The sequence below is a fragment of the Enterococcus sp. DIV1316a genome (assembly GCF_050536915.1).
GTDB classification, from domain to species: Bacteria; Bacillota; Bacilli; order Lactobacillales; family Enterococcaceae; genus Enterococcus; species Enterococcus faecalis.
The window spans coordinates 2,705,649-2,731,893 of sequence record NZ_CP172913.1 but is presented as its reverse complement, the minus strand read 5'-3'; the positions used below and the strand labels follow the sequence as shown (position 1 = coordinate 2,731,893).

Sequence of the window (26,245 nt, the reverse complement as noted above, 5' to 3'; positions counted from 1 at the left end):
AAGGCAATGACAAAGCAAGCAAGGAGTAAATTAGCGCAGCAAGCACAATTGGCACTACTCTATGAAGTGACCTGTTTAAATAAACCAGGCTTGGTGGATCCAGTCGATGCAGGCGCCCATCAAGATATGGATGTTTTCACTTTTTTAGAAAGTAGTGTGGTTTTGACTCCTTATTTTGAAACCTTCGTTCAAGCTGGGACAGAGCTACGTCATTTGCCGATTGAGGCAACATTTCGCGCAATTCGACAAGTTGGTTTAGAAGCAGAACGAGCGATGTTTGAGGCAACAGAAGGTATCAATACACATAAAGGAGCGATTTTTTCTCTAGGTATTTTTTTAGCTATCTGTGGTCGTTTAATGATTTGGGAGACCCCTTGCACCTTACAATTGTTTCAACAAACGCTTCAAACAATGACGCAAGACTTATTGGCTGACTTTGAAAACCTCGCTACGAATGAGCTAGAAAAACTAACTTGGGGTGAACGACTATTTGTTCAGCATGGCTTGACTGGAATCCGTGGTGAGGCGCAACAAGGTTATCCCGCTGTCTTTGAACAGGGAGTGCCTTATTATCAAAAACATCAAGGCATACAACAACAAAAACTCATTGATACGCTCCTTTATTTATCGCTCTATGTTGAGGATACGAATTTGATTAAACGAAGTCAAAATGTCCAAATTTTTGAAATATATCAACCGTTAATCCAGGAATATTTTGCTTTAGGGGGGACACAAACGTTACGGGGAACCCTTTGTTTAGAAAGATTGAATCACTTATTCAAAGAAAAAAATTGGAGTATTGGTGGCAGTGCAGATGCTTTAATTTTGGTGGTGTTTTTAGATAAACTAATGAAATTAAATTGGCTGACCCCTTAATTAAAAAGATAGTTACAACGCTGATTTGGTCAGTTATTTTGACCTTATATGCTTATGGAAAGGTCTCAAGAGAATTCAAGAAAGCGATTGACAAATACCACGAAACACAGTATATTTTATTACGAAATCATTCTTATCAGAGTATACAAATACGATGATAAACAGTTGAAGCGAATCTTGATTTGCTTTTCCTAAACCTGATTCTTTTAGAATCAGGTTTTTGTTTATCTAAAAGGCGGCATTCGTTCAAAAACGGCTGTCGCCTTTTTTTATGAAATTTTTTTCTACCAAAAATAGCATAAAAATCTAGTTATCCGCATAAAAACTGGACTTATCACACTTTATCAAGGTCAAAACCACTCAATTTACTACTAATTTACTACTTATGAATGAGCTTTGATACGACGATTTATCCTTGAAAAGTGAAGATATAAAGATACTTCCAATAAAATTTGAATATTTAATAGGTAGACACTTCAAAAAATGAGGTGTCTATTTTTTTACCCGATTTTGAAAGGAAGTGAACTTATGAAAACAAAAAATCAAGAATCAAAAGGTCGTTCCCCACTCTTTAAGACCATCAAACATTCATTCAGCCAATAAAAAAGAAAGGATAGGTAAAAATATGGAACTTAAATTTGTGATTCCCAACATGGAAAAAACATTCGGCAATTTAGAATTTGCTGGCGAGGATAAAGTCGTTCAGCGAAGAATCAACGGACGGCTAACTGTCTTATCAAGAAGCTATAATCTCTATTCTGATGTTCAAAGAGCAGATGATATTGTGGTGGTGCTTCCTGCTGAAGCTGGCGAAAAACATTTCGGCTTTGAGGAACGTGTGAAGTTAGTCAATCCACGTATTACCGCAGAGGGCTACAAAATCGGCACTCGTGGTTTTACAAATTACCTTTTACATGCTGACGACATGATAAAAGAATAAAGAAAGAGAGGAAAAATGATGAGATTAGCAAATGGCATTGTATTAGATAAAGACACGACTTTTGGAGAATTGAAATTCTCTGCTCTACGTCGTGAAGTGAGAATCCAAAATGAAGACGGGTCGGTTTCAGATGAAATCAAGGAACGTACCTATGACTTAAAATCCAAAGGACAAGGACGCATGATTCAAGTAAGTATTCCTGCCAGCGTGCCTTTGAAAGAGTTTGATTATAACGCACGGGTGGAACTTATCAATCCCATTGCGGACACCGTTGCTACTGCCACCTATCAAGGAGCAGATGTTGACTGGTATATCAAGGCAGACGATATTGTGCTGACAAAGGATTCTAGTTCATTCAAAGCTCAACCACAAGCAAAGAAAGAACCGACACAAGACAAATAGTCGCTAGGTAGAAAGGAGACTTTTTCGCATGAAACAGCGTGGTAAAAGGATTCGCCCATCTGGTAAAGATTTAGTCTTTCATTTTACGATAGCGTCACTCCTGCCTGTTTTCCTGCTGGTTGTCGGACTGTTTCATGTGAAGACAATCCAGCAGATCAACTGGCAGGATTTTAACCTATCACAAGCAGATAAGATTGACATTCCCTATTTAATTATCAGTTTCAGTGTCGCAATTCTTATCTGCTTGCTGGTAGCGTTTGTATTCAAACGGGTTCGCTATGATACGGTTAAACAACTTTACCACCGTCAAAAACTGGCAAAGATGATACTTGAAAACAAGTGGTATGAATCTGAACAGGTCAAAACAGAGGGTTTCTTTAAAGATAGTGCTGGTCGTACAAAGGAAAAGATAACCTACTTCCCTAAAATGTATTATCGACTTAAAAATGGCTTGATACAGATACGGGTGGAAATCACGCTGGGAAAATATCAAGACCAACTCTTACACTTGGAAAAGAAATTAGAGAGTGGCTTGTACTGTGAGCTGACGGATAAAGAGTTAAAGGATTCCTATGTGGAATATACTTTGCTCTATGACACCATAGCCAGTCGTATTTCTATTGATGAAGTAGAAGCTAAAGATGGTAAACTTCGCTTAATGAAAAACGTATGGTGGGAATATGATAAGCTCCCTCATATGTTGATTGCTGGTGGTACAGGTGGCGGTAAAACTTACTTTATACTGACACTGATTGAAGCCTTGCTTCATACAGATTCAAAACTGTATATTCTTGACCCGAAAAATGCTGATCTTGCGGACTTAGGTTCTGTGATGGCAAATGTCTACTATAGAAAAGAAGACTTGCTTTCTTGCATTGAAACATTCTATGAAGAAATGATGAAACGTAGTGAGGAAATGAAGCAGATGAAGAACTATAAGACTGGCAAAAATTATGCTTACTTAGGTCTCCCGGCACACTTCTTAATCTTTGATGAATACGTCGCTTTCATGGAAATGCTGGGAACAAAAGAAAACACCGCAGTTATGAATAAGCTGAAACAGATTGTCATGTTAGGTCGTCAAGCTGGCTTCTTTCTAATACTGGCTTGTCAACGTCCAGACGCAAAATATTTAGGCGACGGAATCCGTGATCAGTTTAATTTCAGAGTGGCTTTAGGTCGTATGTCTGAAATGGGCTATGGCATGATGTTTGGCAGTGACGTACAAAAGGATTTCTTCTTAAAGCGAATCAAAGGTCGTGGCTATGTTGATGTAGGAACAAGTGTCATATCAGAGTTTTATACTCCCCTTGTACCAAAAGGATATGATTTCTTGGAGGAAATTAAAAAGTTATCCAACAGCAGACAGTCCACGCAGGCGACGTGCGAAGCGGAAGTCGCAGGTGTGGACTGATCTTGCTGGCTGGTGTGGCAATAGCCACGCCAGCACTTAACCCCCCGTATCTAACAGGGGGGTACAAATCGACAGGAAACAGTCAAAAAAACATTAGAAAATCCTTTGGTTACAAGGGATTTACAAAATTTCAGCGTATGTCAAATGGGCTTTAAAAGTTGACATACGCCTTTTTGATTGGAGGGATTTTTACTGAATGAACAAACTTGGTTACAGCATTTAAAAGAAAAACGCTTGGCTTATGGACTATCTCAAAACCGTTTAGCTGTTGCGACTGGTATTACAAGGCAGTATCTAAGCGATATTGAAACAGGAAAAGTCAAGCCATCAGAGGATTTACAGCAGTCCCTTTGGGAAGCTCTGGAACGCTTCAATCCCGACGCTCCCCTTGAAATGCTGTTTGATTATGTAAGAATTCGCTTTCCGACAACAGACGTACAGCAGGTGGTCGAAAACATCTTACAACTGAAACTGTCCTATTTTCTTCATGAGGACTATGGTTTCTATTCTTATTCAGAGCATTATGCTTTAGGCGACATATTCGTCCTTTGCTCCCATGAACTGGACAAAGGAGTTCTGGTGGAATTGAAAGGTCGTGGGTGCAGACAATTTGAAAGCTATCTTCTGGCACAACAAAGAAGCTGGTATGAGTTCTTTATGGACGTTTTGGTGGCTGGCGGTGTGATGAAACGCCTTGACCTTGCCATTAACGATAAGACAGGGATTTTAAATATCCCTGTACTCACTGAAAAGTGCCAACAGGAAGAATGTATCTCCGTCTTCCGCAGTTTTAAAAGCTATCGCAGTGGCGAACTGGTACGCAAAGAGGAAAAGGAATGTATGGGAAACACCCTCTATATCGGTTCATTACAAAGTGAAGTTTATTTCTGTATCTATGAAAAGGACTACGAGCAGTACAAGAAAAATGATATTCCCATTGAAGACGCAGAAGTAAAAAACCGTTTTGAGATTCGATTGAAAAATGAGCGTGCCTATTATGCAGTCCGTGATTTACTCGTCTATGACAATCCAGAGCATACCGCCTTTAAAATTATCAATCGGTATATCCGTTTTGTAGATAAAGACGATTCCAAACCTCGTTCTGATTGGAAACTGAATGAAGAATGGGCTTGGTTTATTGGGAACAATCGTGAACGATTAAAACTAACCACAAAACCAGAGCCTTACTCCTTCCAAAGGACGCTGAACTGGCTATCTCATCAAGTTGCCCCGACCTTAAAGGTTGCGATTAAACTTGATGAAATCAACCAGACGCAGGTTGTAAAAGACATTCTCGACCATGCGAAACTGACAGACCGACACAAGCAGATTTTGAAGCAACAGTCAGTAAAAGAACAGGACGTGATAACAACAAAAAAATAACTCAAATACAAATTCATTGAATATAGAGAGGAGAACATTTTTATGAATTTTGGACAAAACCTTTATAACTGGTTTCTATCAAACGCTCAATCACTGGTGCTTTTAGCAATCGTTGTGATTGGCTTGTATCTTGGCTTCAAGCGTGAGTTTAGCAAACTGATTGGCTTTTTAATTATTGCGATTATTGCGGTTGGCTTAGTCTTCAACGCTGCTGGAGTAAAAGACATTTTACTAGAGCTATTCAATCGCATTATTGGTGCTTAAATAAAACCGTTCTTTTGTGGAATATAAGTGGTTTTCTTATGTTCCGCAAAGGAATGGTACACCAAACGAAGTGCGGTAGGGATTTTTGAATCTCTACAAAGAAAGGACGTGAATATATGGACGATATGCAAGTCTATATTGCGAATTTAGGCAAATACAATGAGGGCGAATTGGTCGGTGCGTGGTTTACCTTTCCCATTGACTTTGAGGAAGTCAAAGAGAAAATCGGCTTGAATGATGAATATGAGGAATACGCCATTCATGACTACGAGTTACCCTTTACGGTTGACGAATACACTTCCATTGGCGAACTCAATCGACTATGGGAAATGGTATCGGAATTACCCGAAGAATTACAATCGGAGCTATCTGCTCTGCTCACTCATTTTTCAAGCATTGAAGAACTAAGCGAACATCAAGAGGATATTATCATTCATTCCGATTGTGATGATATGTATGACGTGGCACGCTACTACATTGAAGAAACGGGTGCTTTAGGCGAAGTACCAGCTAGTCTTCAAAACTATATTGATTATCAAGCCTATGGTCGGGATTTAGACCTTTCAGGAACGTTTATCTCAACCAATCATGGGATTTTTGAAATCGTCTATTAAATCTGTCGGTACATTACTACTGGCAGATTTTCTATTTTACGGGGTGGCTCAATCAGCTACCCCTATTTTTTATGAAAGGATTGATTACATGAAGAAAATACGAAGCTATACCAGTATCTGGTCTGTGGAAAAGGTACTGTATTCTATCAATGATTTTAGACTTCCGTTTCCCATAACCTTTACGCAAATGACATGGTTTGTCGTGTCACTCTTTGCAGTGATGATACTTGGCAACTTGCCCCCTCTTTCCATGATAGAGGGAGCATTTCTCAAATACTTTGGGATTCCTGTGGCTTTCACATGGTTTATGTCTACAAAAACTTTTGATGGTAAAAAGCCTTATGGATTTTTGAAGTCTGTCATTGCTTATGCACTGCGACCAAAGCTGACCTATGCAGGAAAAAAAGTAACGCTTGGCAGAAACCAGCCACAAGAAGCCATTACAGCAGTTAGGAGTGAATTTTATGGCATATCCAATTAAATACATTGAAAACAATCTCGTCTGGAATAAAGACGGGGAATGTTATGCTTACTATGAGCTTGTTCCTTACAATTACTCATTTCTAAGTCCAGAACAGAAAATACAAGTGCATGATTCTTTCAGACAGCTTATCGCACAAAATCGTGATGGCAAAATTCATGCTTTACAAATCAGTACAGAATCCAGCATACGTTCTGCACAAGAGCGTTCCAAAAATGAAGTCACTGGCAAGCTCAAAGCGGTTGCCTATGACAAAATCGACCAACAGACAGACGCTTTAATATCCATGATTGGCGAAAATCAAGTGAACTACCGTTTCTTTATCGGCTTTAAGTTGCTTCTCAACGATCAGGAGTTTTCTATGAAAAGTCTTACCGTTGAAGCAAAAAATGCTTTGTCTGATTTTGTCTATGATGTGAACCATAAGCTGATGGGCGATTTTGTTAGTATGAGTAATGATGAAATCCTGCGTTTTCAGAAGATGGAAAAGCTCTTAGAAAATAAAATCTCTCGTCGTTTCAAAATCCGCAGGTTAGATAAGGACGACTTCGGCTATCTGATTGAACACCTTTACGGACAGACAGGCACTGCCTATGAAGAGTATGAGTACCATCTATCAAAGAAAAAGCTGGATAATGAAACGCTGATTAAATACTATGACTTGATTAAGCCTACTCGCTGTTTGGTGGAAGAAAAACAGCGATATTTGAAAATCCAGCAGGAAGATGAAACCGTCTATGTAGCTTACTTTACCATTAACAGCATTGTCGGAGAACTGGACTTCCCGTCCTCTGAAATCTTCTACTACCAGCAACAGCAATTTACATTCCCGATTGATACGTCAATGAATGTGGAAATTGTAGCGAATCGTAAAGCCCTATCTACTGTCCGCAATAAAAAGAAAGAACTGAAAGACTTGGATAACCACGCTTGGCAAAGTGATAATGAAACCAGCTCCAATGTGGCGGAAGCTCTGGAAAGTGTGAATGAGCTGGAAACCAATTTAGACCAAAGCAAGGAATCTATGTACAAGCTGTCTTATGTGGTAAGGGTATCAGCAAATGATCTTGACGAACTCAAACGTCGTTGTAATGAAGTGAAAGATTTTTATGACGATTTAAGCGTAAAACTGGTACGACCATTTGGGGATATGCTCGGCTTACATGAAGAATTTTTACCTGCCAGCAAGCGTTATATGAATGATTATATTCAATACGTGACCTCTGATTTCCTCGCTGGTTTAGGTTTTGGTGCTACTCAAATGCTGGGGGAAAATGAGGGGATTTATGTTGGCTACAGCTTAGATACTGGACGCAATGTCTATCTGAAACCTGCTCTTGCCAGTCAAGGGGTTAAGGGTTCAGTAACCAATGCGTTAGCGTCGGCTTTTGTTGGTTCGCTGGGTGGTGGTAAATCCTTTGCGAATAACCTTATCGTCTATTATGCGGTGCTTTATGGGGCACAAGCAGTGATTGTAGACCCAAAAGCAGAACGTGGCAGATGGAAAGAAACCTTGCCAGAGATTTCCCATGAAATCAATATCGTCACTCTGACTTCTGATGAGAAAAACAAAGGCTTACTTGACCCTTATGTGATTATGAAAAATCCCAAAGATTCTGAATCACTGGCTATTGATATTCTGACATTCCTTACGGGGATTTCCTCTCGTGATGGGGAACGCTTCCCAATCCTTAGAAAAGCCATTCGTGCAGTAACCAATAGTGAAGTACGAGGGTTGATGAAAGTGATTGAGGAATTACGGGTTGAGAATACGCCACTAAGTACCAGTATAGCCGACCATATCGAAAGTTTTACAGACTATGACTTTGCACATTTATTATTCAGTAATGGTTATGTGGAGCAGTCTATCAGCTTAGAAAAACAACTGAACATTATACAGGTTGCGGACTTGGTACTTCCCGACAAGGAAACTTCCTTTGAGGAATATACCACTATGGAGCTTTTATCCGTTGCTATGCTGATTGTCATTAGTACCTTTGCTTTAGACTTTATCCATACAGACCGAAGCATTTTCAAGATTGTAGATTTAGACGAAGCATGGAGCTTTTTACAGGTAGCACAAGGAAAAACACTATCTATGAAGCTGGTTCGGGCTGGTCGTGCTATGAACGCTGGGGTATATTTCGTGACCCAAAATACAGACGACCTCTTAGATGAAAAACTGAAAAATAACCTCGGCTTAAAATTTGCATTTCGTTCCACTGACCTTAACGAGATTAAAAAGACCTTAGCCTTTTTTGGTGTAGACCCAGAGGACGAAAACAATCAGAAGCGATTGCGTGATTTGGAAAACGGGCAATGCCTTATCAGTGATTTATATGGTCGTGTCGGTGTGATACAGTTCCACCCTGTATTTGAAGAACTGCTCCATGCCTTTGATACCAGACCACCTGTGCGAAAAGAGGTGTAAATGTGAAACCATCAATAGTAAACAGAATAAAATCAAACTGGACGCTGAAACGTCTAGGTAAAGTGGCAATGACAGTGGCTTTCACACTTGTGATTGCCATTTTTCTTTTAGCCATGCTGGGAACGGTGGTTCAAGCTGCGGGCTTGGTAGATGATACGGTCAATGTGGCAAATGAATACAGCCGATACCCACTTGAAAACTATCAACTGGATTTTTATGTGGATAATAGCTGGGGCTGGCTTCCGTGGAACTGGTCGGACGGGATTGGAAAACAGGTCATGTATGGACTATATGCCATTACCAATTTTATTTGGACAATCAGTTTGTATGTTTCCAATGCGACAGGTTACTTAGTACAGGAAGCCTATTCCTTAGACTTCATTTCCGCTACAGCAGATTCCATTGGTAAGAATATGCAGACCTTAGCTGGTGTGAGTGCAAACGGATTTTCAACAGAGGGTTTCTATGTTGGATTCCTCTTACTCTTGATTTTGGTTCTTGGGGTTTATGTTGCCTATACGGGACTGATAAAGAGAGAAACCACAAAGGCAATTCATGCCATTATGAATTTTGTGCTGGTGTTTATCCTATCGGCTTCCTTTATTGCCTACGCTCCCGACTACATTAAAAAAATCAATGACTTTTCATCAGACATCAGTAATGCCAGTTTATCACTTGGCACGAAGATTGTCATGCCCCATTCCGATAGTCAAGGCAAGGACAGCGTGGACTTAATCAGAGATAGCCTGTTTTCCATACAGGTTCAGCAACCGTGGCTACTGCTTCAATACAACAGTTCAGACATTGAAAGTATCGGTATTGACCGTGTGGAAAGCCTGCTCTCCACCAGCCCAGATTCCAACAATGGCGAAGACAGAGAAAAAATTGTTGCGGAAGAAATTGAAGACAGAAGCAATACCAATCTAACCATTACAAAGACCATTAACCGTTTAGGTACAGTCTTCTTCCTATTTGTCTTCAATATTGGGATTTCCATATTTGTATTCCTATTAACAGGAATCATGATTTTCTCGCAGGTACTTTTTATCATCTATGCTATGTTTCTGCCTGTGAGCTTTATTTTAAGCATGATTCCATCATTTGATGGTATGTCAAAACGAGCCATAACAAAGCTCTTTAATACCATTTTGACACGAGCTGGAATCACATTGATTATTACGACAGCATTTAGTATTTCAACCATGCTCTATACCTTATCGGCTGGTTATCCGTTCTTTTTGATTGCTTTTCTACAGATTGTGACCTTTGCAGGAATCTACTTCAAGCTGGGCGATTTAATGAGTATGTTTTCTCTACAGAGTAACGATTCTCAAAGTGTGGGAAGTCGTGTGATGAGAAAACCTCGTATGCTTATGCACGCTCACATGCACCGTCTACAGCGGAAACTTGGACGTTCCATGACTACTCTAGGGGCTGGGTCTGCCATTGTTACAGGTAAAAAAGGACAGTCGGGTTCGGGGAGTTCTGCAAGGACACAAGCAGATCACTCCCGACCAGACGGAAAGGAAAAATCAACACTTGGAAAACGTATCGGTCAAACCATCGGTACAGTAGCTGATACCAAAGACAGAATGGTAGACACTGCTAGTGGTTTGAAAGAACAGGTTAAAGATTTGCCGACCAATGCAAGATATGCAGTATATCAAGGAAAATCCAAAGTAAAAGAGAATGTCCGTGATTTAACCAGTAGTATTTCTCAAACCAAAGCGGACAGAGCCAGTGGACGCAAGGAACAGCAGGAACAAAGGCGAAAAACCATTGCGAAGCGTCGCTCTGAAATGGAACAGGTCAAACAGAAAAAACAGCCTGCTTCTTCTGTTCATGAAAGACCGACTACAAGACAAGAACAATATCATGATGAACAGACCTCAAAACAGTCTAATATTCAGACTTCATATAAGGAATCTCAACAAGCCAAACAAGAGCGTCCAGCAGTTAAGTCCGATTTTTCAAGTCCAAAAGTGGAACGCCAAGGCAATACCGTTCAAGAAAAAACCGTTCAAAAGCCAGCAACTTCAACCACTACAGCAGATAGAACTTCACAACGTCCAATCACAAAAGAACGTCCGTCTACTGTTCAAAGAGTACCACTACAAAATACAAGAAGTAGACCACCAATCAAAACCGCCACCATTAAGAAAGTCGGTAAGAAACCATGAAGTTGAAAACTTTAGTGATTGGTGGTTCTGGATTATTCTTGATGGTCTTCTCACTGCTTCTGTTTGTTGCCATTTTATTTTCAGATGAACAGGACAGCGGAATTTCCAATATTCATTATGGAGGTGTGAATGTTTCCGCAGAAGTGCTGGCTCATAAGCCTATGGTAGAAAAATATGCCAAAGAATATGGCGTTGAAGAATATGTCAACATACTTCTTGCGATTATACAGGTGGAATCGGGCGGTACTGCGGAAGATGTTATGCAGTCCTCGGAATCCCTCGGTCTTCCACCTAATTCATTGAGTACAGAAGAATCCATTAAGCAAGGTGTGAAGTATTTCAGTGAATTATTAGCCAGTAGCGAAAGGCTCAGTGTAGATTTAGAATCGGTTATCCAGTCCTACAATTATGGTGGTGGTTTCTTAGGGTATGTGGCTAATCGTGGAAATAAATATACCTTTGAACTGGCTCAAAGTTTCTCAAAAGAGTATTCAGGTGGCGAAAAAGTGTCTTACCCCAATCCCATAGCCATACCTATCAATGGGGGCTGGCGATACAACTATGGCAATATGTTTTATGTGCAACTGGTAACGCAGTATCTTGTCACAACAGAGTTTGATGATGATACGGTACAAGCCATCATGGACGAAGCACTGAAATATGAGGGCTGGCGATACGTTTACGGTGGAGCTTCCCCGACTACTTCTTTTGATTGTAGCGGACTGACACAATGGACGTATGGAAAAGCTGGAATTAACTTACCACGAACCGCACAACAGCAATATGATGTGACCCAGCATATCCCACTATCGGAAGCACAAGCTGGCGATTTGGTTTTCTTTCATTCTACCTATAACGCTGGCTCTTATATTACTCATGTTGGGATATACCTTGGCAATAACCGTATGTTTCATGCAGGCGACCCAATCGGTTATGCCGACTTAACAAGCCCCTACTGGCAACAGCATTTAGTGGGAGCAGGACGAATCAAACAATGAGAAAGGAAGATTTAATGATGAAATTTAGAAAAAATCAGAATAAAGAAAAACAGATACCAAAGGAAAAGAAACCTCGTGTCTATAAGGTCAATCCTCATAAAAAGGTTGTGATTGCCTTGTGGGTACTTTTAGGGCTTAGTTTCAGCTTTGCGATATTCAAGCACTTTACAGCTATAGATACTCATACTATTCACGAAACAACTATCATAGAAAAGGAATACGTTGATACTCATCATGTAGAAAATTTTGTAGAGAACTTTGCGAAAGTCTACTATTCATGGGAGCAATCCGATAAGTCCATTGATAATCGAATGGAAAGTCTAAAAGGCTATCTGACAGATGAACTTCAAGCTCTCAATGTTGATACAGTACGCAAAGATATTCCTGTATCGTCTTCTGTAAGAGGATTTCAGATATGGACGGTAGAGCCAACTGGCGACAATGAGTTTAATGTAACCTACAGTGTAGACCAGCTCATTACAGAGGGAGAAAATACAAAGACCGTCCACTCTGCTTATATAGTGAGTGTCTATGTAGATGGTTCTGGAAATATGGTACTGGTTAAGAATCCGACCATTACCAACATACCTAAGAAATCAAGTTATAAACCAAAAGCCATTGAAAGTGAGGGGACGGTTGATTCCATTACAACCAATGAAATCAATGAGTTTTTAACGACGTTCTTCAAGCTCTATCCTACAGCGACAGCCAGTGAACTTTCCTACTATGTGAATGACGGGATATTAAAACCAATCGGAAAAGAGTACATCTTTCAAGAACTGGTAAATCCTATTCACAATCGTAAGGATAATCAAGTCACGGTATCGCTGACAGTGGAGTATATCGACCAGCAGACCAAAGCAACGCAGGTATCTCAATTTGATTTGGTACTTGAAAAGAACGGGAGTAATTGGAAGATTGTAAAATAACAAATATTGGTACATGATTACAGATACTTTGTAATCATGTACTCTTTTTGATAAAAAATTGGAGATTCCTTTACAAATATGCTCTTACGTGCTATTATTTAAGTGACTATTTAAAAGGAGTTAATAAATATGCGGCAAGGTATTCTTAAATAAACTGTCAATTTGATAGCGGGAACAAATAATTAGATGTCCTTTTTTAGGAGGGCTTAGTTTTTTGTACCCAGTTTAAGAATACCTTTATCATGTGATTCTAAAGTATCCAGAGAATATCTGTATGCTTTGTATACCTATGGTTATGCATAAAAATCCCAGTGATAAAAGTATTTATCACTGGGATTTTTATGCCCTTTTGGGTTTTTGAATGGAGGAAAATCACATGAAAATTATTAATATTGGAGTTTTAGCTCATGTTGATGCAGGAAAAACTACCTTAACAGAAAGCTTATTATATAACAGTGGAGCGATTACAGAATTAGGAAGCGTGGACAAAGGTACAACGAGGACGGATAATACGCTTTTAGAACGTCAGAGAGGAATTACAATTCAGACAGGAATAACCTCTTTTCAGTGGGAAAATACGAAGGTGAACATCATAGACACGCCAGGACATATGGATTTCTTAGCAGAAGTATATCGTTCATTATCAGTTTTAGATGGGGCAATTCTACTGATTTCTGCAAAAGATGGCGTACAAGCACAAACTCGTATATTATTTCATGCACTTAGGAAAATGGGGATTCCCACAATCTTTTTTATCAATAAGATTGACCAAAATGGAATTGATTTATCAACGGTTTATCAGGATATTAAAGAGAAACTTTCTGCCGAAATTGTAATCAAACAGAAGGTAGAACTGTATCCTAATATGTGTGTGACGAACTTTACCGAATCTGAACAATGGGATACGGTAATAGAGGGAAACGATGACCTTTTAGAGAAATATATGTCCGGTAAATCATTAGAAGCATTGGAACTCGAACAAGAGGAAAGCATAAGATTTCATAATTGTTCCCTGTTCCCTGTTTATCACGGAAGTGCAAAAAACAATATAGGGATTGATAACCTTATAGAAGTGATTACGAATAAATTTTATTCATCAACACATCGAGGTCCGTCTGAACTTTGCGGAAATGTTTTCAAAATTGAATATACAAAAAAAAGACAACGTCTTGCATATATACGCCTTTATAGTGGAGTACTACATTTACGAGATTCGGTTAGAGTATCAGAAAAAGAAAAAATAAAAGTTACAGAAATGTATACTTCAATAAATGGTGAATTATGTAAGATTGATAGAGCTTATTCTGGAGAAATTGTTATTTTGCAAAATGAGTTTTTGAAGTTAAATAGTGTTCTTGGAGATACAAAACTATTGCCACAGAGAAAAAAGATTGAAAATCCGCACCCTCTACTACAAACAACTGTTGAACCGAGTAAACCTGAACAGAGAGAAATGTTGCTTGATGCCCTTTTGGAAATCTCAGATAGTGATCCGCTTCTACGATATTACGTGGATTCTACGACACATGAAATTATACTTTCTTTCTTAGGGAAAGTACAAATGGAAGTGATTAGTGCACTGTTGCAAGAAAAGTATCATGTGGAGATAGAACTAAAAGAGCCTACAGTCATTTATATGGAGAGACCGTTAAAAAATGCAGAATATACCATTCACATCGAAGTGCCGCCAAATCCTTTCTGGGCTTCCATTGGTTTATCTGTATCACCGCTTCCGTTGGGAAGTGGAATGCAGTATGAGAGCTCGGTTTCTCTTGGATACTTAAATCAATCATTTCAAAATGCAGTTATGGAAGGGATACGCTATGGTTGCGAACAAGGATTATATGGTTGGAATGTGACGGATTGTAAAATCTGTTTTAAGTATGGCTTATACTATAGCCCTGTTAGTACCCCAGCAGATTTTCGGATGCTTGCTCCTATTGTATTGGAACAAGTCTTAAAAAAAGCTGGAACAGAATTGTTAGAGCCATATCTTAGTTTTAAAATTTATGCGCCACAGGAATATCTTTCACGAGCATACAACGATGCTCCTAAATATTGTGCGAACATCGTAGACACTCAATTGAAAAATAATGAGGTCATTCTTAGTGGAGAAATCCCTGCTCGGTGTATTCAAGAATATCGTAGTGATTTAACTTTCTTTACAAATGGACGTAGTGTTTGTTTAACAGAGTTAAAAGGGTACCATGTTACTACCGGTGAACCTGTTTGCCAGCCCCGTCGTCCAAATAGTCGGATAGATAAAGTACGATATATGTTCAATAAAATAACTTAGTGTATTTTATGTTGTTATATAAATATGGTTTCTTGTTAAATAAGATGAAATATTTTTTAATAAAGATTTGAATTAAAGTGTAAAGGAGGAGATAGTTATTATAAACTACAAGTGGATATTGTGTCCTGTATGTGGAAATAAAACACGATTAAAGATAAGGGAAGATACTGAATTAAAAAAATTCCCCCTCTATTGTCCGAAATGCAGACAAGAAAATTTAATTGAAATAAAGCAGTTCAAAGTAACTGTGATTACAGAGCCAGACGCAAAGACGCAGAGCCGATAAAATGAGATTAATACAATCTCATTTTATCGGCTCTTTCCGTTATGTATGGATTCTTTTAATTAGTCTTCGATGTTTCTTGCTTCGTTGATACCGCTGGCTAAAGATTCCATTAAGGATAGTTCTTTGTCTGTAAAGCTATCCATGTATTTCTCTATCTGTAATCGTCGGGTGCTTTTTACCAAGTTATTAGCAGGTAAGAAAAATTCATCAACGGAAACATGAAGTAACGATACAAGGTCATAAAGAACTTGTATGCTGGGGTGTTGCCCTTTATTTTCAATATTAGTTAAGTACCGTGGGTCAATTTCAATCAATGCTCCCACTTGTTCACGAGTTAAACCTCGTTTCAATCGAGCTTCTTTAATGGCTAAACCAAAGGCTCTAAAATCATATTTATCTTCTTTTTTACGCATAGTAGACCACCTCTATACATTTTATTGTTCCTACTGAATTAAAAACAGGTATAGAAAAACGTGTTATATGGTTTATAGGTTTATATTTAATAAAAAGCACTACTAAACGCCAATAAAAAAAACCGTTATATGGTAGTGCTATTTACGCTGTTAAAATATTGTATATTACTTCCAAATGGCGGTTTGTTGGAGGTCAACGTCGCCATGAAGTACATCATATACAATAAATTTCCTTACATTGGGTTCTTGTCAAAAAAAGTCGTCTATCTGCAATAGATAAGTACGTCCACCAATGTGGTTTTATAAATCATATAGATAGAATAACAGAAGCATGTAAACAGAGAAATAAATCTGTTTATATGCTTTTTTGGCTATTCAGAACTTTTTTACAAAGTTTATTTATCAGTAATGCAACAAATCCCCCTTTCACATTGGGACTAAGAGTGAAAGGAGATAAACGAGCAAGGCTCACTTCCTTTCCTAGACAGAAAGGGGGTGAGAAACATGAAACCATCTTCTTTTCAGACCACAATAGAAAATCAGTTTGACTATATCTGTAAACGTGCTATGGAAGACGAGCGAAAGAATTATATGCTTTATCTTTCAAGGATTGCAAAGCGTGAGGTGTCCTTTTCGGATGTTGGCGATTATCTTGTTAGCCAGTTTGCGACAACAGATAACTATTCAACTGACTTTCAGATTTTTACACTCAATGGGTTATCAGTAGGCGTTGAAAATGATTTGTTGAGTGAAGCATTACGTGAGTTGCCAGACAAGAAACGTGAAATTCTACTGCTGTTTTACTTTATGGACATGAGCGATTCAGAAATTGCAGACCTGTTGAAATTGAACCGTTCTACTGTCTATCGGCATAGAACCAGTGGACTAGCCTTAATTAAAAAGTTTATGGAGGAATTTGAAGAATGAAAACACAATATCCTATGATTCCCTTTCCTCTCATTGTAAAGGCAACAGATGGCGATACCGAAGCGATTAACCAGATTCTACATCATTACAGAGGGTACATAACGAAGCGTTCCCTACGACTTATGAAAGATGAATATGGCAATCAAAGTATGGTCGTTGATGAAGTCTTACGTGGAAGAATGGAAACCAGACTGATTACAAAGATTTTGTCATTTGAAATTAAGTAATATCCTCTCTCCTTTCGTGGAAGCGTGCTAAACCATTCCACGCTTCCCGAACAGGGAGGTTTGTTATTCCACCAAAGCATATTGAGCTTTCAATGTGTTTTGATAGGCTAACGAGCCATTGTTCTTTGAAAACTGAATAAAAGTAATCGAATACGTTTCGATAAGAAAAGAGCCAACGGAACTAACCGCCATGACCTATCTTATAAAGATAGCGAGCGATTCATGTTAGTGATCCGAGAAGCAATCTTTAGCAGGATTGCCTGCAACGACATTCTTATCGTGATAATGATACTCCCATACAGTCAATAGTCCGAGCGTGATAAAACCGTCGCAGGCAATGAGTATGGCTACATGAGAACCATGCAGGGGTGGAACTCCCGTGAGCTTTGCTAAAGCTGTTCGATTGCTGGTAAAACAACTTTTATGAAATCCAAATAAGTGATTTGGAAAGGAGGATTTTATGAAGCAGACTGACATTCCTATTTGGGAACGTTATACCCTAACCATTGAAGAAGCGTCAAAATATTTTCGTATTGGCGAAAACAAGCTACGACGCTTGGCAGAGGAAAATAAAAATGCAAATTGGCTGATTATGAATGGCAATCGTATTCAGATTAAACGAAAACAATTTGAAAAAATTATAGATACATTGGACGCAATCTAGCGTCGCCAAAGGGTCTTGTATATGATAAAATAGTATTAAGTCGTATCAAGGCTCTTTCCATAAAGGAAAGGAGCAAATGCCATGTCAGAAAAAAGACGTGACAATAAAGGTCGAATCTTAAAGACTGGAGAGAGCCAACGAAAAGACGGAAGATACTTATACAAATATATAGATTCATTTGGAGAACCGCAATTTGTTTACTCGTGGAAACTTGTGGCTACAGACCGAGTACCAGCAGGAAAGCGTGATTGTATCTCACTTAGAGAGAAAATCGCAGAGTTACAGAAAGACATTCATGATGGTATTGATGTTGTAGGAAAGAAAATGACACTCTGCCAGCTTTACGCAAAACAGAACGCTCAAAGACCAAAGGTTAGAAAAAACACTGAAACTGGACGCAAATATCTTATGGATATTTTGAAGAAAGACAAGTTAGGTGTAAGAAGTATTGACAGTATTAAGCCATCAGACGCTAAAGAATGGGCTATTAGAATGAGTGAAAATGGTTATGCTTATCAAACCATCAATAACTACAAACGTTCTTTAAAGGCTTCATTCTATATTGCTATACAAGATGATTGTGTTCGGAAGAATCCATTTGACTTTCAACTGAAAGCAGTTCTTGATGATGATACTGTCCCTAAGACCGTACTAACAGAAGAACAGGAAGAAAAACTGTTAGCCTTTGCAAAAGCTGATAAAACCTACAGCAAAAATTATGATGAAATTCTGATACTCTTAAAAACAGGTCTTCGTATTTCAGAGTTTGGTGGTTTGACACTTCCAGATTTAGATTTTGAGAATCGTCTTGTCAATATAGACCATCAGCTATTGAGAGATACTGAAATTGGGTACTACATTGAAACACCAAAGACCAAAAGTGGCGAACGTCAAGTTCCTATGGTTGAAGAAGCCTATCAAGCATTTAAGCGAGTGTTAGCGAATCGAAAGAATGATAAGCGTGTTGAGATTGATGGATATAGTGATTTCCTCTTTCTTAATAGAAAGAACTATCCAAAAGTGGCAAGTGATTACAACGGCATGATGAAAGGTCTTGTTAAGAAATACAATAAGTATAACGAGGATAAATTGCCACACATCACTCCACATAGTTTGCGACATACATTCTGTACCAACTATGCAAATGCAGGAATGAATCCAAAGGCATTACAGTACATTATGGGACATGCTAATATAGCCATGACGCTGAACTATTACGCACATGCAACATTCGATTCTGCAATGGCAGAAATGAAACGCTTGAATAAAGAGAAGCAACAGGAGCGTCTTGTTGCTTAGTAGTACAAATGAATTTACTACTTATTTACCACTTCTGACAGCTAAGACATGAGGAAATATGCAAAGAAACGTGAAGTATCTTCCTACAGTAAAAATACTCGAAAGCACATAGAATAAGGCTTTACGAGCATTTAAGAAAATATAAAAAGATAATTAGAAATTTATACTTTGTTTAATATAAAAAATTTCATAAAAAAATCTTAAAAACAGAAAAAATTGTTATAGATTAGAGTCATTTTTTTGATGTAAAGTTTTTATGACTTACAGCCATAAAATTGATAAAAACAGTCAAAGAAGCAGAAAAAATAATAGTGGAATTTCTCAAAAAAATAAAAAAATTTTCCGTTATTTAATTATCGATTTATCAAACGATAAGTTATAATAAAATAATTTATTTATCTTTAATGATTGAGGAGAAATGTATAAACTTCCTCATTTTCCTCTCATTGTATAAAAACTCACTAATGAATTAGTGAGTTTTTTAACATATCCAGGATGTTTGTTATCAAATGAATTTTTATATAAAAATTCACAGCATTATATTTTGAAAAGCTGAGGAAATGTACTAAACTGCAGGTGTTAAATCCATTTAAATCGCTAAAGGGGGAGATGAACAACTAGGGGAAGCTAATGATCTTGGTATTTATCGTTTATTTTAAAGAAAAGAGGGACGATCAGATGAAAAAGAAAATTGTTGAGGATTTTAATCGGAAAAGTCAGCATAAAAAATGGACAAAACGCAAGATGCTTAATTTAGCAATATCAAGTGGTTTATTATTTACGTCATTAGCAATCCCTGTAAGTATAGCTGTTACCTCTGGCACAATCAGTGCATCAGCAGCGGTCTTGGATATCGAACTATTATCAAATGTTACGTCAAATAATGACAGTGGCACTTCAACGAGTAATCGTTGGACAGCCGCAAACCAAAATCAACCAGTTAATTTCACGGTTTCTGGTGGCGCTTTAGCAGATGCTTCCGCTGTGTTTAGTGGACAAAAACAAGCGGTGTTAGTGGTTCCTCCTGAGTTAAGAGGAAATGTAGCTGCAGCAGGCAGCGCAGCAATCAATACCAATGTCACGATTGATCTTTCAAAAGTTACTTTTTTGACCGCCGTTTTGAATGCAGCCAATGATTTAACCAATGTCATTACTCAAATTACCAGTGGAGCGTTAGGGAATTTAACTGGTGTTGATATTGATCTGACGGAAGTGAATCGTCAGTTGGAATTAGTGAATAACATTGAAAACTTAGGTGCTGCTTCATTTACAGCTCCGGAAACGTTAGCAGCTGACGGCTCATACATTAGCGCACCAATTAGTGATGGTTTAGGGTTAGTTTTAGCCCAAAATGTTTCAAACATCTTACAAGATTTGAATGCGGCAGTTCAAGCTTTGGAGGCAAAAGGAACCAGTATCCCAAGTAATCTTGTCGCCACAGCCATAAATGCAGCCTTGCTTCCTGTCAAAGGCACGGTAAACGTGGCTGTTTCAGGTGCTTTGCCTTTATTAGCGGTTGGTGGTTCAGGTGTGAATGAGTTAGTGGATGCTTCTTTACTAGGCGCAACTACGGTTACTTTACCAACTACCGTTTCAACACCTCAAAATTTATCCAATAATTTAGATGCTCGTTTTGTAGGAACAGTCGTTCAAACAGATCTTTTAGACGTTAATTTATTAGCAACAGCAGACGGTGTATCCAACATTTATTTTGCTGCAGGTACTACTAGTGAAGTAACCGCACCTACCGTAACAGGAGTAACAGGCAATTCAACGGCAGGTTACGAAGTTAAAGGAACTGCCGATGCCAATGCCACGGTTGAAATCCGAAATGCAGGAGGTGCCGTGATAGGTACAGGTACTGCTGATGGGACAGGGGCATTTACAGTTACCATTCCCGCAGGTGAAGCAGGTGCGAATGAAACGTTAACCGCCGTAGCGAAAAACGCCAGCGGCACAGAAAGTACGCCAACAACGTTCCAAACACCAGCGGATGAAGCAACCGTAACCGCACCAACAATCACAGGAGTGACAGGTAATTCAACGGCAGGTTACGAAGTTAAAGGAACTGCCGACGCCAATGCCACGGTTGAAATCCGAAATGCAGGAGGCACCGTAATAGGTACAGGTACCGCCGATGGGACAGGGGCATTTACAGTTACCATTCCCGCAGGTGAAGCAGGTGCTAATGAAACGTTAACCGCCGTAGCGAAAAACGCCAGCGGCACAGAAAGCACGCCAACAACGTTCCAAACACCAGCGGATGAAGCAACCGTAACCGCACCAACAATCACAGGAGTAACAGGCAATTCAACAGCAGGTTACGAGATCAAAGGCACCGCCGACGCCAATGCCACGGTTGAGATCCGAAATGCAGGAGGTGCCGTGATAGGTACAGGTACTGCTGATGGGACAGGGGCATTTACAGTTACCATTCCCGCAGGTGAAGCAGGTGCGAATGAAACGTTAACCGCCGTAGCGAAAAACGCCAGCGGTACAGAAAGTACGCCAACAACGTTCCAAACGCCAGCGGATCCTAATACGCCCGTGGCGACGCCAATTGTTGAGACTGTAACAGGTAGTACAACAAAAGGCTATGAGGTCAAAGGGACTGCTGAAGTTGGCACCACCATTGAGGTTCGCGATGCAGCTGGCACGGTCCTTGGTACTGCAACAACTGGAACTGACGGAAAATATACAGTGACTTTAGATTCAGGAACAGCAACAGCAAATCAAACGCTGAGCGTTGTAGCGAAAAACGCTAGTGGCACGGAAAGTCAACCAGCAACGGCGACAACACCAGCTGATGTCACTGCACCAACAGTTGATAACATCACAGGCAACTCTGGTTCGGGTTATGAAATTACAGGAACAGCAGACCCTAACACAACAATCGAAGTTCGTGATCCATCTGGGGCAGTCATTGGTACAGGTACCTCTGATGCGAATGGTGATTTTACTGTAACGCTACCAACGGGAACGACCAATCCTGGGGATACGTTAACAGTGATTGGAAAGGATAACGCGGGAAATGAAAGTCAACCGACTGAAGTCCTTGTTCCTGCTGATGCCACGGTTACAGCACCAACTGTAACAGGAGTAACAGGTAATTCAGTTGCTGGTTATCAGGTGACAGGCACCGCTGATCCGAATGCTACCATCGAAATTCGTGATGCAGATGGGAACGTGATTGCAACAGGGACTGCCGATGGGACTGGTTCCTTTGCTGTGAACCTTCCAGCTGGGACGGCAAATGCGAATGAAACATTGACAGCGTTAGCCAAAGATCCTGCTGGCAATACAAGTACACCGACAACCTTCCAAACACCAGCAGATGAAGTAGTGGCACCGCCAAGTGTCGACAAAGTTACTGGGAATACAACACAAGGATATCAAGTGACAGGTGCCGCTGAACTTGGCACCACCATTGAAGTTCGTGCAACAGACGGAACAGTTTTAGGCACCGCAACAACTGGACCGACTGGCCAATATACTGTGACGTTAGCTTCAGGAAAAGCAACAGCTAAACAAACAGTGAATGTAGTTGCTAAAAATGATACTGGACTTGAGAGTCAACCAACTACAGCTATGACACCCGCTGATGTTACCACACCAACAATTGGTGACATTACTGGAGATTCAACAACTGGTTATGAAATCACTGGGACGGCGGACCCTAATACCACCATTGAAGTACGGAACCCAGATGGAACAATTATTGGTACAACGACAACGGATGATCAAGGAAACTTTACTGTGGACCTTCCAGCGGGAGCCGCTAATCCTGGTGATACATTAACAGTTGTTGGAAAAGACGGTGACGGCAATGAAAGTCAACCAACGGAAGTGACGGTCCCTGAAGATGCAACCGTAGCAGCACCAACTGTGACGACTGTTACAGGAACAACTGCCACTGGGTATCAAGTAACCGGCACGGCAGAGCCAAATGTCACCATTGAGATTCACAATGAAGCAGGTTTAGTTATTGCTACGGGAACGACTGATGGTGCTGGCGCCTTTACAATCACTCTTCCGACGGGCACAGCAACAGCTAACGAAGCCTTAACTGCCATTGCGAAAGATGCTGCTGGGAAAGAAAGTAATCCGACTGCTTTCAAAACACCTGCTGATCCAGATGCACCAGTCACGACACCTACTGTTGACAAAATCACTGGTAGCACGACAAAAGGGTATCAAGTAGTAGGAGCAGCAGAAGTTGGTACAACAGTTGAGGTGCGTGATGCCGATGGCACAGTCCTTGGCATGGCAACTACTGGAACTGATGGCAAATACACAGTGACTTTAGAGCCAGGGAAGGCCTCAGCTAACGAAACAATAACTGTCGTAGCGAAAAATGCAACAGGAAAAGAAAGTCAGCCAGCTACAGCAACTACACCAGCCGACTTAGCCACACCAACCATTGATTCTATTACCGGAAATTCTGGTAAAGGTTACGAAATCACTGGAACGGCGGAGCCCAAAACCACTATTGATGTCCGTGACGCAGACGGAACCATCATTGCTGCTACCACTGCTAACGAAACCGGCCAATATACGGTGACTCTACCAGCTGGCGTAGTGACACCAGGAGAAACGATTACGATTATTAGCAAAGATGGCGCTGGCAATGAAAGTCAACCAGCTACAGCCGTTATTCCAGCGGATGTTGTTTTAGCGGCGCCAACTATTACGAAGGTTGAAGGAAACAAAGCCAATGGCTATACAGTCACTGGAACTGCTGATCCAAATGTCACGGTTCAATTTTACAATAGCAGTGAACAATTATTGGCAAGTGGCAATACAACTACTGGAGGCACCTTCTCCGTTCATATTGCAGCAGGGTTAGCAACAGAAAAAGAAACGTTAACCGCACTAACCACAGATACACAAGGAAATGTGAGTCCTAAAACCACATTTATGACGCCAGCCGATATTACGGGAGAACCAGAAATTAAAATTGCGGCACCAACTGTTTCTTCAGTTTTAGGAACGTCTAAAGCCGGCTACCTCATCAAAGGAACAGCTGAACCAAACCGAATCATTCAAATTAGCAACCGACTATTAAGAAGTGTGATTGCTGTAGGTGCCACCGATGCTGAAGGCAACTTCGCTATCCAATTAACAGCGGGACAAGCGACTGCTCAACAAAGTTTACTTGCGACAGCTACCGATGGCGCAGGACATTACAGTACGGCTACAACCTTCATGACACCAGCCGACCCAACGAATCCTGGAGGAGGCAATGGTAACACTGGCGGAAATAACGGCAATACAGGAAACAATGGCGCAACTGGCGGGAATAATGGGAATGGTTCAAACACAGGTTCAAATCCAAATGGAGGTTCTGGTTTAGGCACAACAGGTTCTGGCTTAGGTTCACTAGGCAATGGCCTCGGTACAAATGGTAGTGGCTACCACCCTAAACTAAGCACCATCAGTTATGGCACTGGAAATCACGGGAAAACAGGCTTCTTACCTAGCACAGGTGAAAAAGAGTCTTCAGCCGTGACAACAAGTTTGTTTGGCGCCTTTGTCGCACTCCTTGCGAGCATGGGAATCATCAAACGCAAACGTAAAAACTAGCTCTCTCCTTTAATTCCTATAGATGAGAAAACGTATTGTTGAGAATTCCCCACTCAATGATACGTTTTCTCATTCCATTTAATGAAGAAAAATTGCCAAATAGAATAAAATGTGCTATTCTATTTTCAGAAAATCGAAGGAACAAGCAGTGAAAGTGCTAAATCCAACCTGAATTTTTTAATGCAGGAGGAGTGGGCGCTTTTTTTGTTGTTATGAAGAAAGGAAGCTAATTATGCAATCAGCTACAATGGAATTTGATACAATTGCGGCGATTTCTACGCCGCCAGGTGAAGGTGCGATTAGTATTGTTCGTTTAAGTGGCGAGCAAGCAGTTGCTATTGCAAACAAAGTTTATCGGTCAGGCACTAAAGATTTAGCTAAAGTCCCCACGCACACGATTCATTATGGTCATATTGTTGATCCGCAAAACGATCAATTGATTGATGAAGTCATGCTTTCTGTGATGCGGGCACCGAAAACATTTACACGAGAAGACGTGGTAGAAATTAACTGTCATGGCGGCATTGTCGTGGTGAACCAACTACTGCAATTACTGTTACGTGAAGGCGCACGAATGGCCGAACCTGGGGAATTTACAAAACGTGCTTTTCTAAATGGCCGAATGGATCTTTCACAAGCAGAAGCAGTGATGGACTTAATCCGTGCTAAAACGGATAAAGCGATGAATGTTGCATTGAACCAATTGGATGGTAACTTGTCGGCGTTAATTCGTTCATTAAGACAAGAAATTTTAAATACTTTAGCACAAGTAGAAGTTAATATCGATTATCCAGAGTATGATGATGTCGAAGAATTAACCACGAAATTACTTTTAGAAAAAGCCGAATTTGTGAAAGCGCAGATTCAACAATTATTAACGACCGCTAAACAAGGAAAAATTTTGCGAGAAGGCCTAAGTACAGCAATTATTGGCCGACCAAATGTCGGGAAATCCAGTTTGTTAAACCATCTGTTACGAGAAGAAAAAGCCATCGTTACAGATATTGCTGGAACGACACGTGATGTCATTGAAGAATACGTTAACGTTCGCGGCGTTCCTTTAAAATTAATTGATACAGCTGGGATTCGCGAAACAGAAGACATTGTGGAACGAATTGGTGTCGAACGTAGCCGCAAAGCGTTAGCAGATTCGGATTTAATTTTGTTAGTCTTAAATCAAAGCGAAGAATTGACAGAGGAAGATCGTCAACTGTTGGAAGCAACGAAAGGCTTAAAACGCGTTATTCTTTTAAATAAAATGGACTTACCGACAAAACTGGATCCTAACGAATTACAAGAATTAGTCCCTGCAGAAGAAATTTTATCCGTTTCGGTGTTGTCAAACACAGGCTTAGACCAGTTAGAAGCGAAAATTGCTGATCTTTTCTTTGGCGGCCAAACAGGCGAAAAAGATGCTACCTATATTTCTAATACACGTCATATTGCTTTGCTGGATCAAGCAGCGCTTTCGTTACAAGAAGTGATTAACGGCATCGAAGCAGGTATGCCAGTCGATTTAGTTCAAATTGATATGACCCGTTGTTGGGATTATTTAGGGGAAATCGTCGGCGATAGTGTCCAAGATGAATTAATTACACAGTTATTTAGTCAATTTTGTTTAGGAAAATAAGACAAGAG

21 protein-coding genes and 1 pseudogene are annotated in these 26,245 nt (G+C 40.0%); 21 read left to right on the top strand and 1 reads right to left on the bottom strand.

What is annotated here, in order from left to right:
• Positions 1-6 precede the first annotated feature (6 nt).
• From citG to IGL56_RS12855, 15 genes and pseudogenes are all read left to right on the top strand, one after another.
• On the top strand, positions 7-876 hold the full coding sequence (gene citG, locus IGL56_RS12925; RefSeq protein WP_065813783.1) for a triphosphoribosyl-dephospho-CoA synthase CitG: 870 nt from the start codon (positions 7-9) through the stop codon (positions 874-876).
• Between the two features lie 625 nt (positions 877-1,501).
• Positions 1,502-1,816, top strand: coding sequence for a YdcP family protein (locus tag IGL56_RS12920; protein ID WP_000420682.1), 315 nt, complete (start codon positions 1,502-1,504; stop codon positions 1,814-1,816).
• A 15-nt stretch (positions 1,817-1,831) separates the two neighbouring features.
• The gene (locus tag IGL56_RS12915; RefSeq protein WP_000985015.1) at positions 1,832-2,218 is read left to right on the top strand and encodes a YdcP family protein; all 387 of its coding nucleotides are present in this window, start codon (positions 1,832-1,834) and stop codon (positions 2,216-2,218) included.
• 28 nt (positions 2,219-2,246) lie between these two features.
• Positions 2,247-3,632, top strand: a complete 1,386-nt coding sequence (locus IGL56_RS12910) for an FtsK/SpoIIIE domain-containing protein (protein ID WP_000813488.1) — start codon at positions 2,247-2,249, stop codon at positions 3,630-3,632.
• 177 nt (positions 3,633-3,809) lie between these two features.
• Positions 3,810-5,015: a MobT family relaxase gene (mobT, locus tag IGL56_RS12905; RefSeq protein WP_000398284.1), complete on the top strand. Its 1,206-nt coding sequence runs from the start codon at positions 3,810-3,812 to the stop codon at positions 5,013-5,015.
• A 42-nt stretch (positions 5,016-5,057) separates the two neighbouring features.
• Positions 5,058-5,279, top strand: a complete 222-nt coding sequence (locus IGL56_RS12900; protein ID WP_001009056.1) for a hypothetical protein — start codon at positions 5,058-5,060, stop codon at positions 5,277-5,279.
• A 116-nt stretch (positions 5,280-5,395) separates the two neighbouring features.
• On the top strand, positions 5,396-5,893 hold the full coding sequence (locus IGL56_RS12895) for an antirestriction protein ArdA (RefSeq protein WP_000342539.1): 498 nt from the start codon (positions 5,396-5,398) through the stop codon (positions 5,891-5,893).
• A gap of 88 nt (positions 5,894-5,981) precedes the next feature.
• Positions 5,982-6,374, top strand: coding sequence for a conjugal transfer protein (locus tag IGL56_RS12890; RefSeq protein WP_000723888.1), 393 nt, complete (start codon positions 5,982-5,984; stop codon positions 6,372-6,374).
• A complete protein-coding gene (locus IGL56_RS12885) occupies positions 6,358-8,805 on the top strand; it encodes an ATP-binding protein (protein ID WP_000331160.1) in 2,448 nt (815 codons plus the stop codon). The genes IGL56_RS12890 and IGL56_RS12885 overlap by 17 nt, the downstream gene beginning before the upstream one ends.
• A gap of 2 nt (positions 8,806-8,807) precedes the next feature.
• Positions 8,808-10,985 (top strand): CD3337/EF1877 family mobilome membrane protein, encoded by a 2,178-nt coding sequence (locus IGL56_RS12880; RefSeq protein WP_000804748.1) that lies wholly within the window; start codon positions 8,808-8,810, stop codon positions 10,983-10,985.
• On the top strand, positions 10,982-11,983 hold the full coding sequence (locus tag IGL56_RS12875) for a lysozyme family protein (RefSeq protein ID WP_000769868.1): 1,002 nt from the start codon (positions 10,982-10,984) through the stop codon (positions 11,981-11,983). Before IGL56_RS12880 ends, IGL56_RS12875 begins: the two co-directional genes overlap by 4 nt.
• Positions 11,980-12,912: a conjugal transfer protein gene (locus IGL56_RS12870; RefSeq protein ID WP_001224319.1), complete on the top strand. Its 933-nt coding sequence runs from the start codon at positions 11,980-11,982 to the stop codon at positions 12,910-12,912. Before IGL56_RS12875 ends, IGL56_RS12870 begins: the two co-directional genes overlap by 4 nt.
• A 313-nt stretch (positions 12,913-13,225) precedes the next feature.
• Positions 13,226-13,273 (top strand): annotated as a pseudogene (locus IGL56_RS12865) (hypothetical protein); the annotation flags it as partial.
• A gap of 15 nt (positions 13,274-13,288) precedes the next feature.
• Positions 13,289-15,208, top strand: coding sequence for a tetracycline resistance ribosomal protection protein Tet(M) (gene tet(M) / locus IGL56_RS12860; protein WP_000691727.1), 1,920 nt, complete (start codon positions 13,289-13,291; stop codon positions 15,206-15,208).
• 100 nt (positions 15,209-15,308) lie between these two features.
• Entirely contained in the window at positions 15,309-15,494 is a 186-nt protein-coding gene (locus tag IGL56_RS12855) for a cysteine-rich KTR domain-containing protein (protein ID WP_011058338.1), read from the top strand.
• 59 nt (positions 15,495-15,553) lie between these two features.
• Here the strand turns inward: IGL56_RS12855 and IGL56_RS12850 are convergent, their stop codons facing one another.
• Complete coding sequence (locus tag IGL56_RS12850; protein WP_001227347.1) at positions 15,554-15,907, bottom strand: helix-turn-helix transcriptional regulator; 354 nt, start codon at positions 15,905-15,907, stop codon at positions 15,554-15,556.
• A 504-nt stretch (positions 15,908-16,411) separates the two neighbouring features.
• Here IGL56_RS12850 and IGL56_RS12845 point away from each other — a divergent pair.
• From IGL56_RS12845 to mnmE, 6 genes are all read left to right on the top strand, one after another.
• Positions 16,412-16,834 (top strand): sigma-70 family RNA polymerase sigma factor, encoded by a 423-nt coding sequence (locus IGL56_RS12845; RefSeq protein WP_000804885.1) that lies wholly within the window; start codon positions 16,412-16,414, stop codon positions 16,832-16,834.
• Complete coding sequence (locus tag IGL56_RS12840) at positions 16,831-17,061, top strand: helix-turn-helix domain-containing protein (RefSeq protein WP_000857133.1); 231 nt, start codon at positions 16,831-16,833, stop codon at positions 17,059-17,061. Before IGL56_RS12845 ends, IGL56_RS12840 begins: the two co-directional genes overlap by 4 nt.
• Before the next feature lie 460 nt (positions 17,062-17,521).
• On the top strand, positions 17,522-17,725 hold the full coding sequence (locus IGL56_RS12835) for an excisionase (RefSeq protein ID WP_000814511.1): 204 nt from the start codon (positions 17,522-17,524) through the stop codon (positions 17,723-17,725).
• An 81-nt stretch (positions 17,726-17,806) separates the two neighbouring features.
• Positions 17,807-19,024, top strand: a complete 1,218-nt coding sequence (locus IGL56_RS12830; protein ID WP_001291561.1) for a tyrosine-type recombinase/integrase — start codon at positions 17,807-17,809, stop codon at positions 19,022-19,024.
• A 630-nt stretch (positions 19,025-19,654) separates the two neighbouring features.
• Positions 19,655-24,607, top strand: coding sequence for an Ig-like domain-containing protein (locus tag IGL56_RS12825; protein ID WP_263308057.1), 4,953 nt, complete (start codon positions 19,655-19,657; stop codon positions 24,605-24,607).
• 232 nt (positions 24,608-24,839) lie between these two features.
• Positions 24,840-26,237 carry a tRNA uridine-5-carboxymethylaminomethyl(34) synthesis GTPase MnmE gene (mnmE, locus tag IGL56_RS12820; RefSeq protein ID WP_002355989.1) on the top strand — a complete coding sequence of 466 codons (1,398 nt, stop codon included), beginning with the start codon at positions 24,840-24,842 and terminating at the stop codon, positions 26,235-26,237.
• Positions 26,238-26,245 lie beyond the last annotated feature (8 nt).

Coding starts and splice junctions, on each gene's coding strand:
- citG (WP_065813783.1), top strand. CDS start 7: ATGACAAAGCAAGCAAGGAGTAAATTAGCGCAGCAAGCACAATTGGCA.
- IGL56_RS12920 (WP_000420682.1), top strand. CDS start 1,502: ATGGAACTTAAATTTGTGATTCCCAACATGGAAAAAACATTCGGCAAT.
- IGL56_RS12915 (WP_000985015.1), top strand. CDS start 1,832: ATGATGAGATTAGCAAATGGCATTGTATTAGATAAAGACACGACTTTT.
- IGL56_RS12910 (WP_000813488.1), top strand. CDS start 2,247: ATGAAACAGCGTGGTAAAAGGATTCGCCCATCTGGTAAAGATTTAGTC.
- IGL56_RS12900 (WP_001009056.1), top strand. CDS start 5,058: ATGAATTTTGGACAAAACCTTTATAACTGGTTTCTATCAAACGCTCAA.
- IGL56_RS12895 (WP_000342539.1), top strand. CDS start 5,396: ATGGACGATATGCAAGTCTATATTGCGAATTTAGGCAAATACAATGAG.
- IGL56_RS12890 (WP_000723888.1), top strand. CDS start 5,982: ATGAAGAAAATACGAAGCTATACCAGTATCTGGTCTGTGGAAAAGGTA.
- IGL56_RS12885 (WP_000331160.1), top strand. CDS start 6,358: ATGGCATATCCAATTAAATACATTGAAAACAATCTCGTCTGGAATAAA.
- IGL56_RS12875 (WP_000769868.1), top strand. CDS start 10,982: ATGAAGTTGAAAACTTTAGTGATTGGTGGTTCTGGATTATTCTTGATG.
- IGL56_RS12870 (WP_001224319.1), top strand. CDS start 11,980: ATGAGAAAGGAAGATTTAATGATGAAATTTAGAAAAAATCAGAATAAA.
- IGL56_RS12850 (WP_001227347.1), bottom strand. CDS start 15,907: ATGCGTAAAAAAGAAGATAAATATGATTTTAGAGCCTTTGGTTTAGCC.
- IGL56_RS12845 (WP_000804885.1), top strand. CDS start 16,412: ATGAAACCATCTTCTTTTCAGACCACAATAGAAAATCAGTTTGACTAT.
- IGL56_RS12840 (WP_000857133.1), top strand. CDS start 16,831: ATGAAAACACAATATCCTATGATTCCCTTTCCTCTCATTGTAAAGGCA.
- IGL56_RS12835 (WP_000814511.1), top strand. CDS start 17,522: ATGAAGCAGACTGACATTCCTATTTGGGAACGTTATACCCTAACCATT.
- IGL56_RS12830 (WP_001291561.1), top strand. CDS start 17,807: ATGTCAGAAAAAAGACGTGACAATAAAGGTCGAATCTTAAAGACTGGA.
- IGL56_RS12825 (WP_263308057.1), top strand. CDS start 19,655: ATGATCTTGGTATTTATCGTTTATTTTAAAGAAAAGAGGGACGATCAG.
- mnmE (WP_002355989.1), top strand. CDS start 24,840: ATGCAATCAGCTACAATGGAATTTGATACAATTGCGGCGATTTCTACG.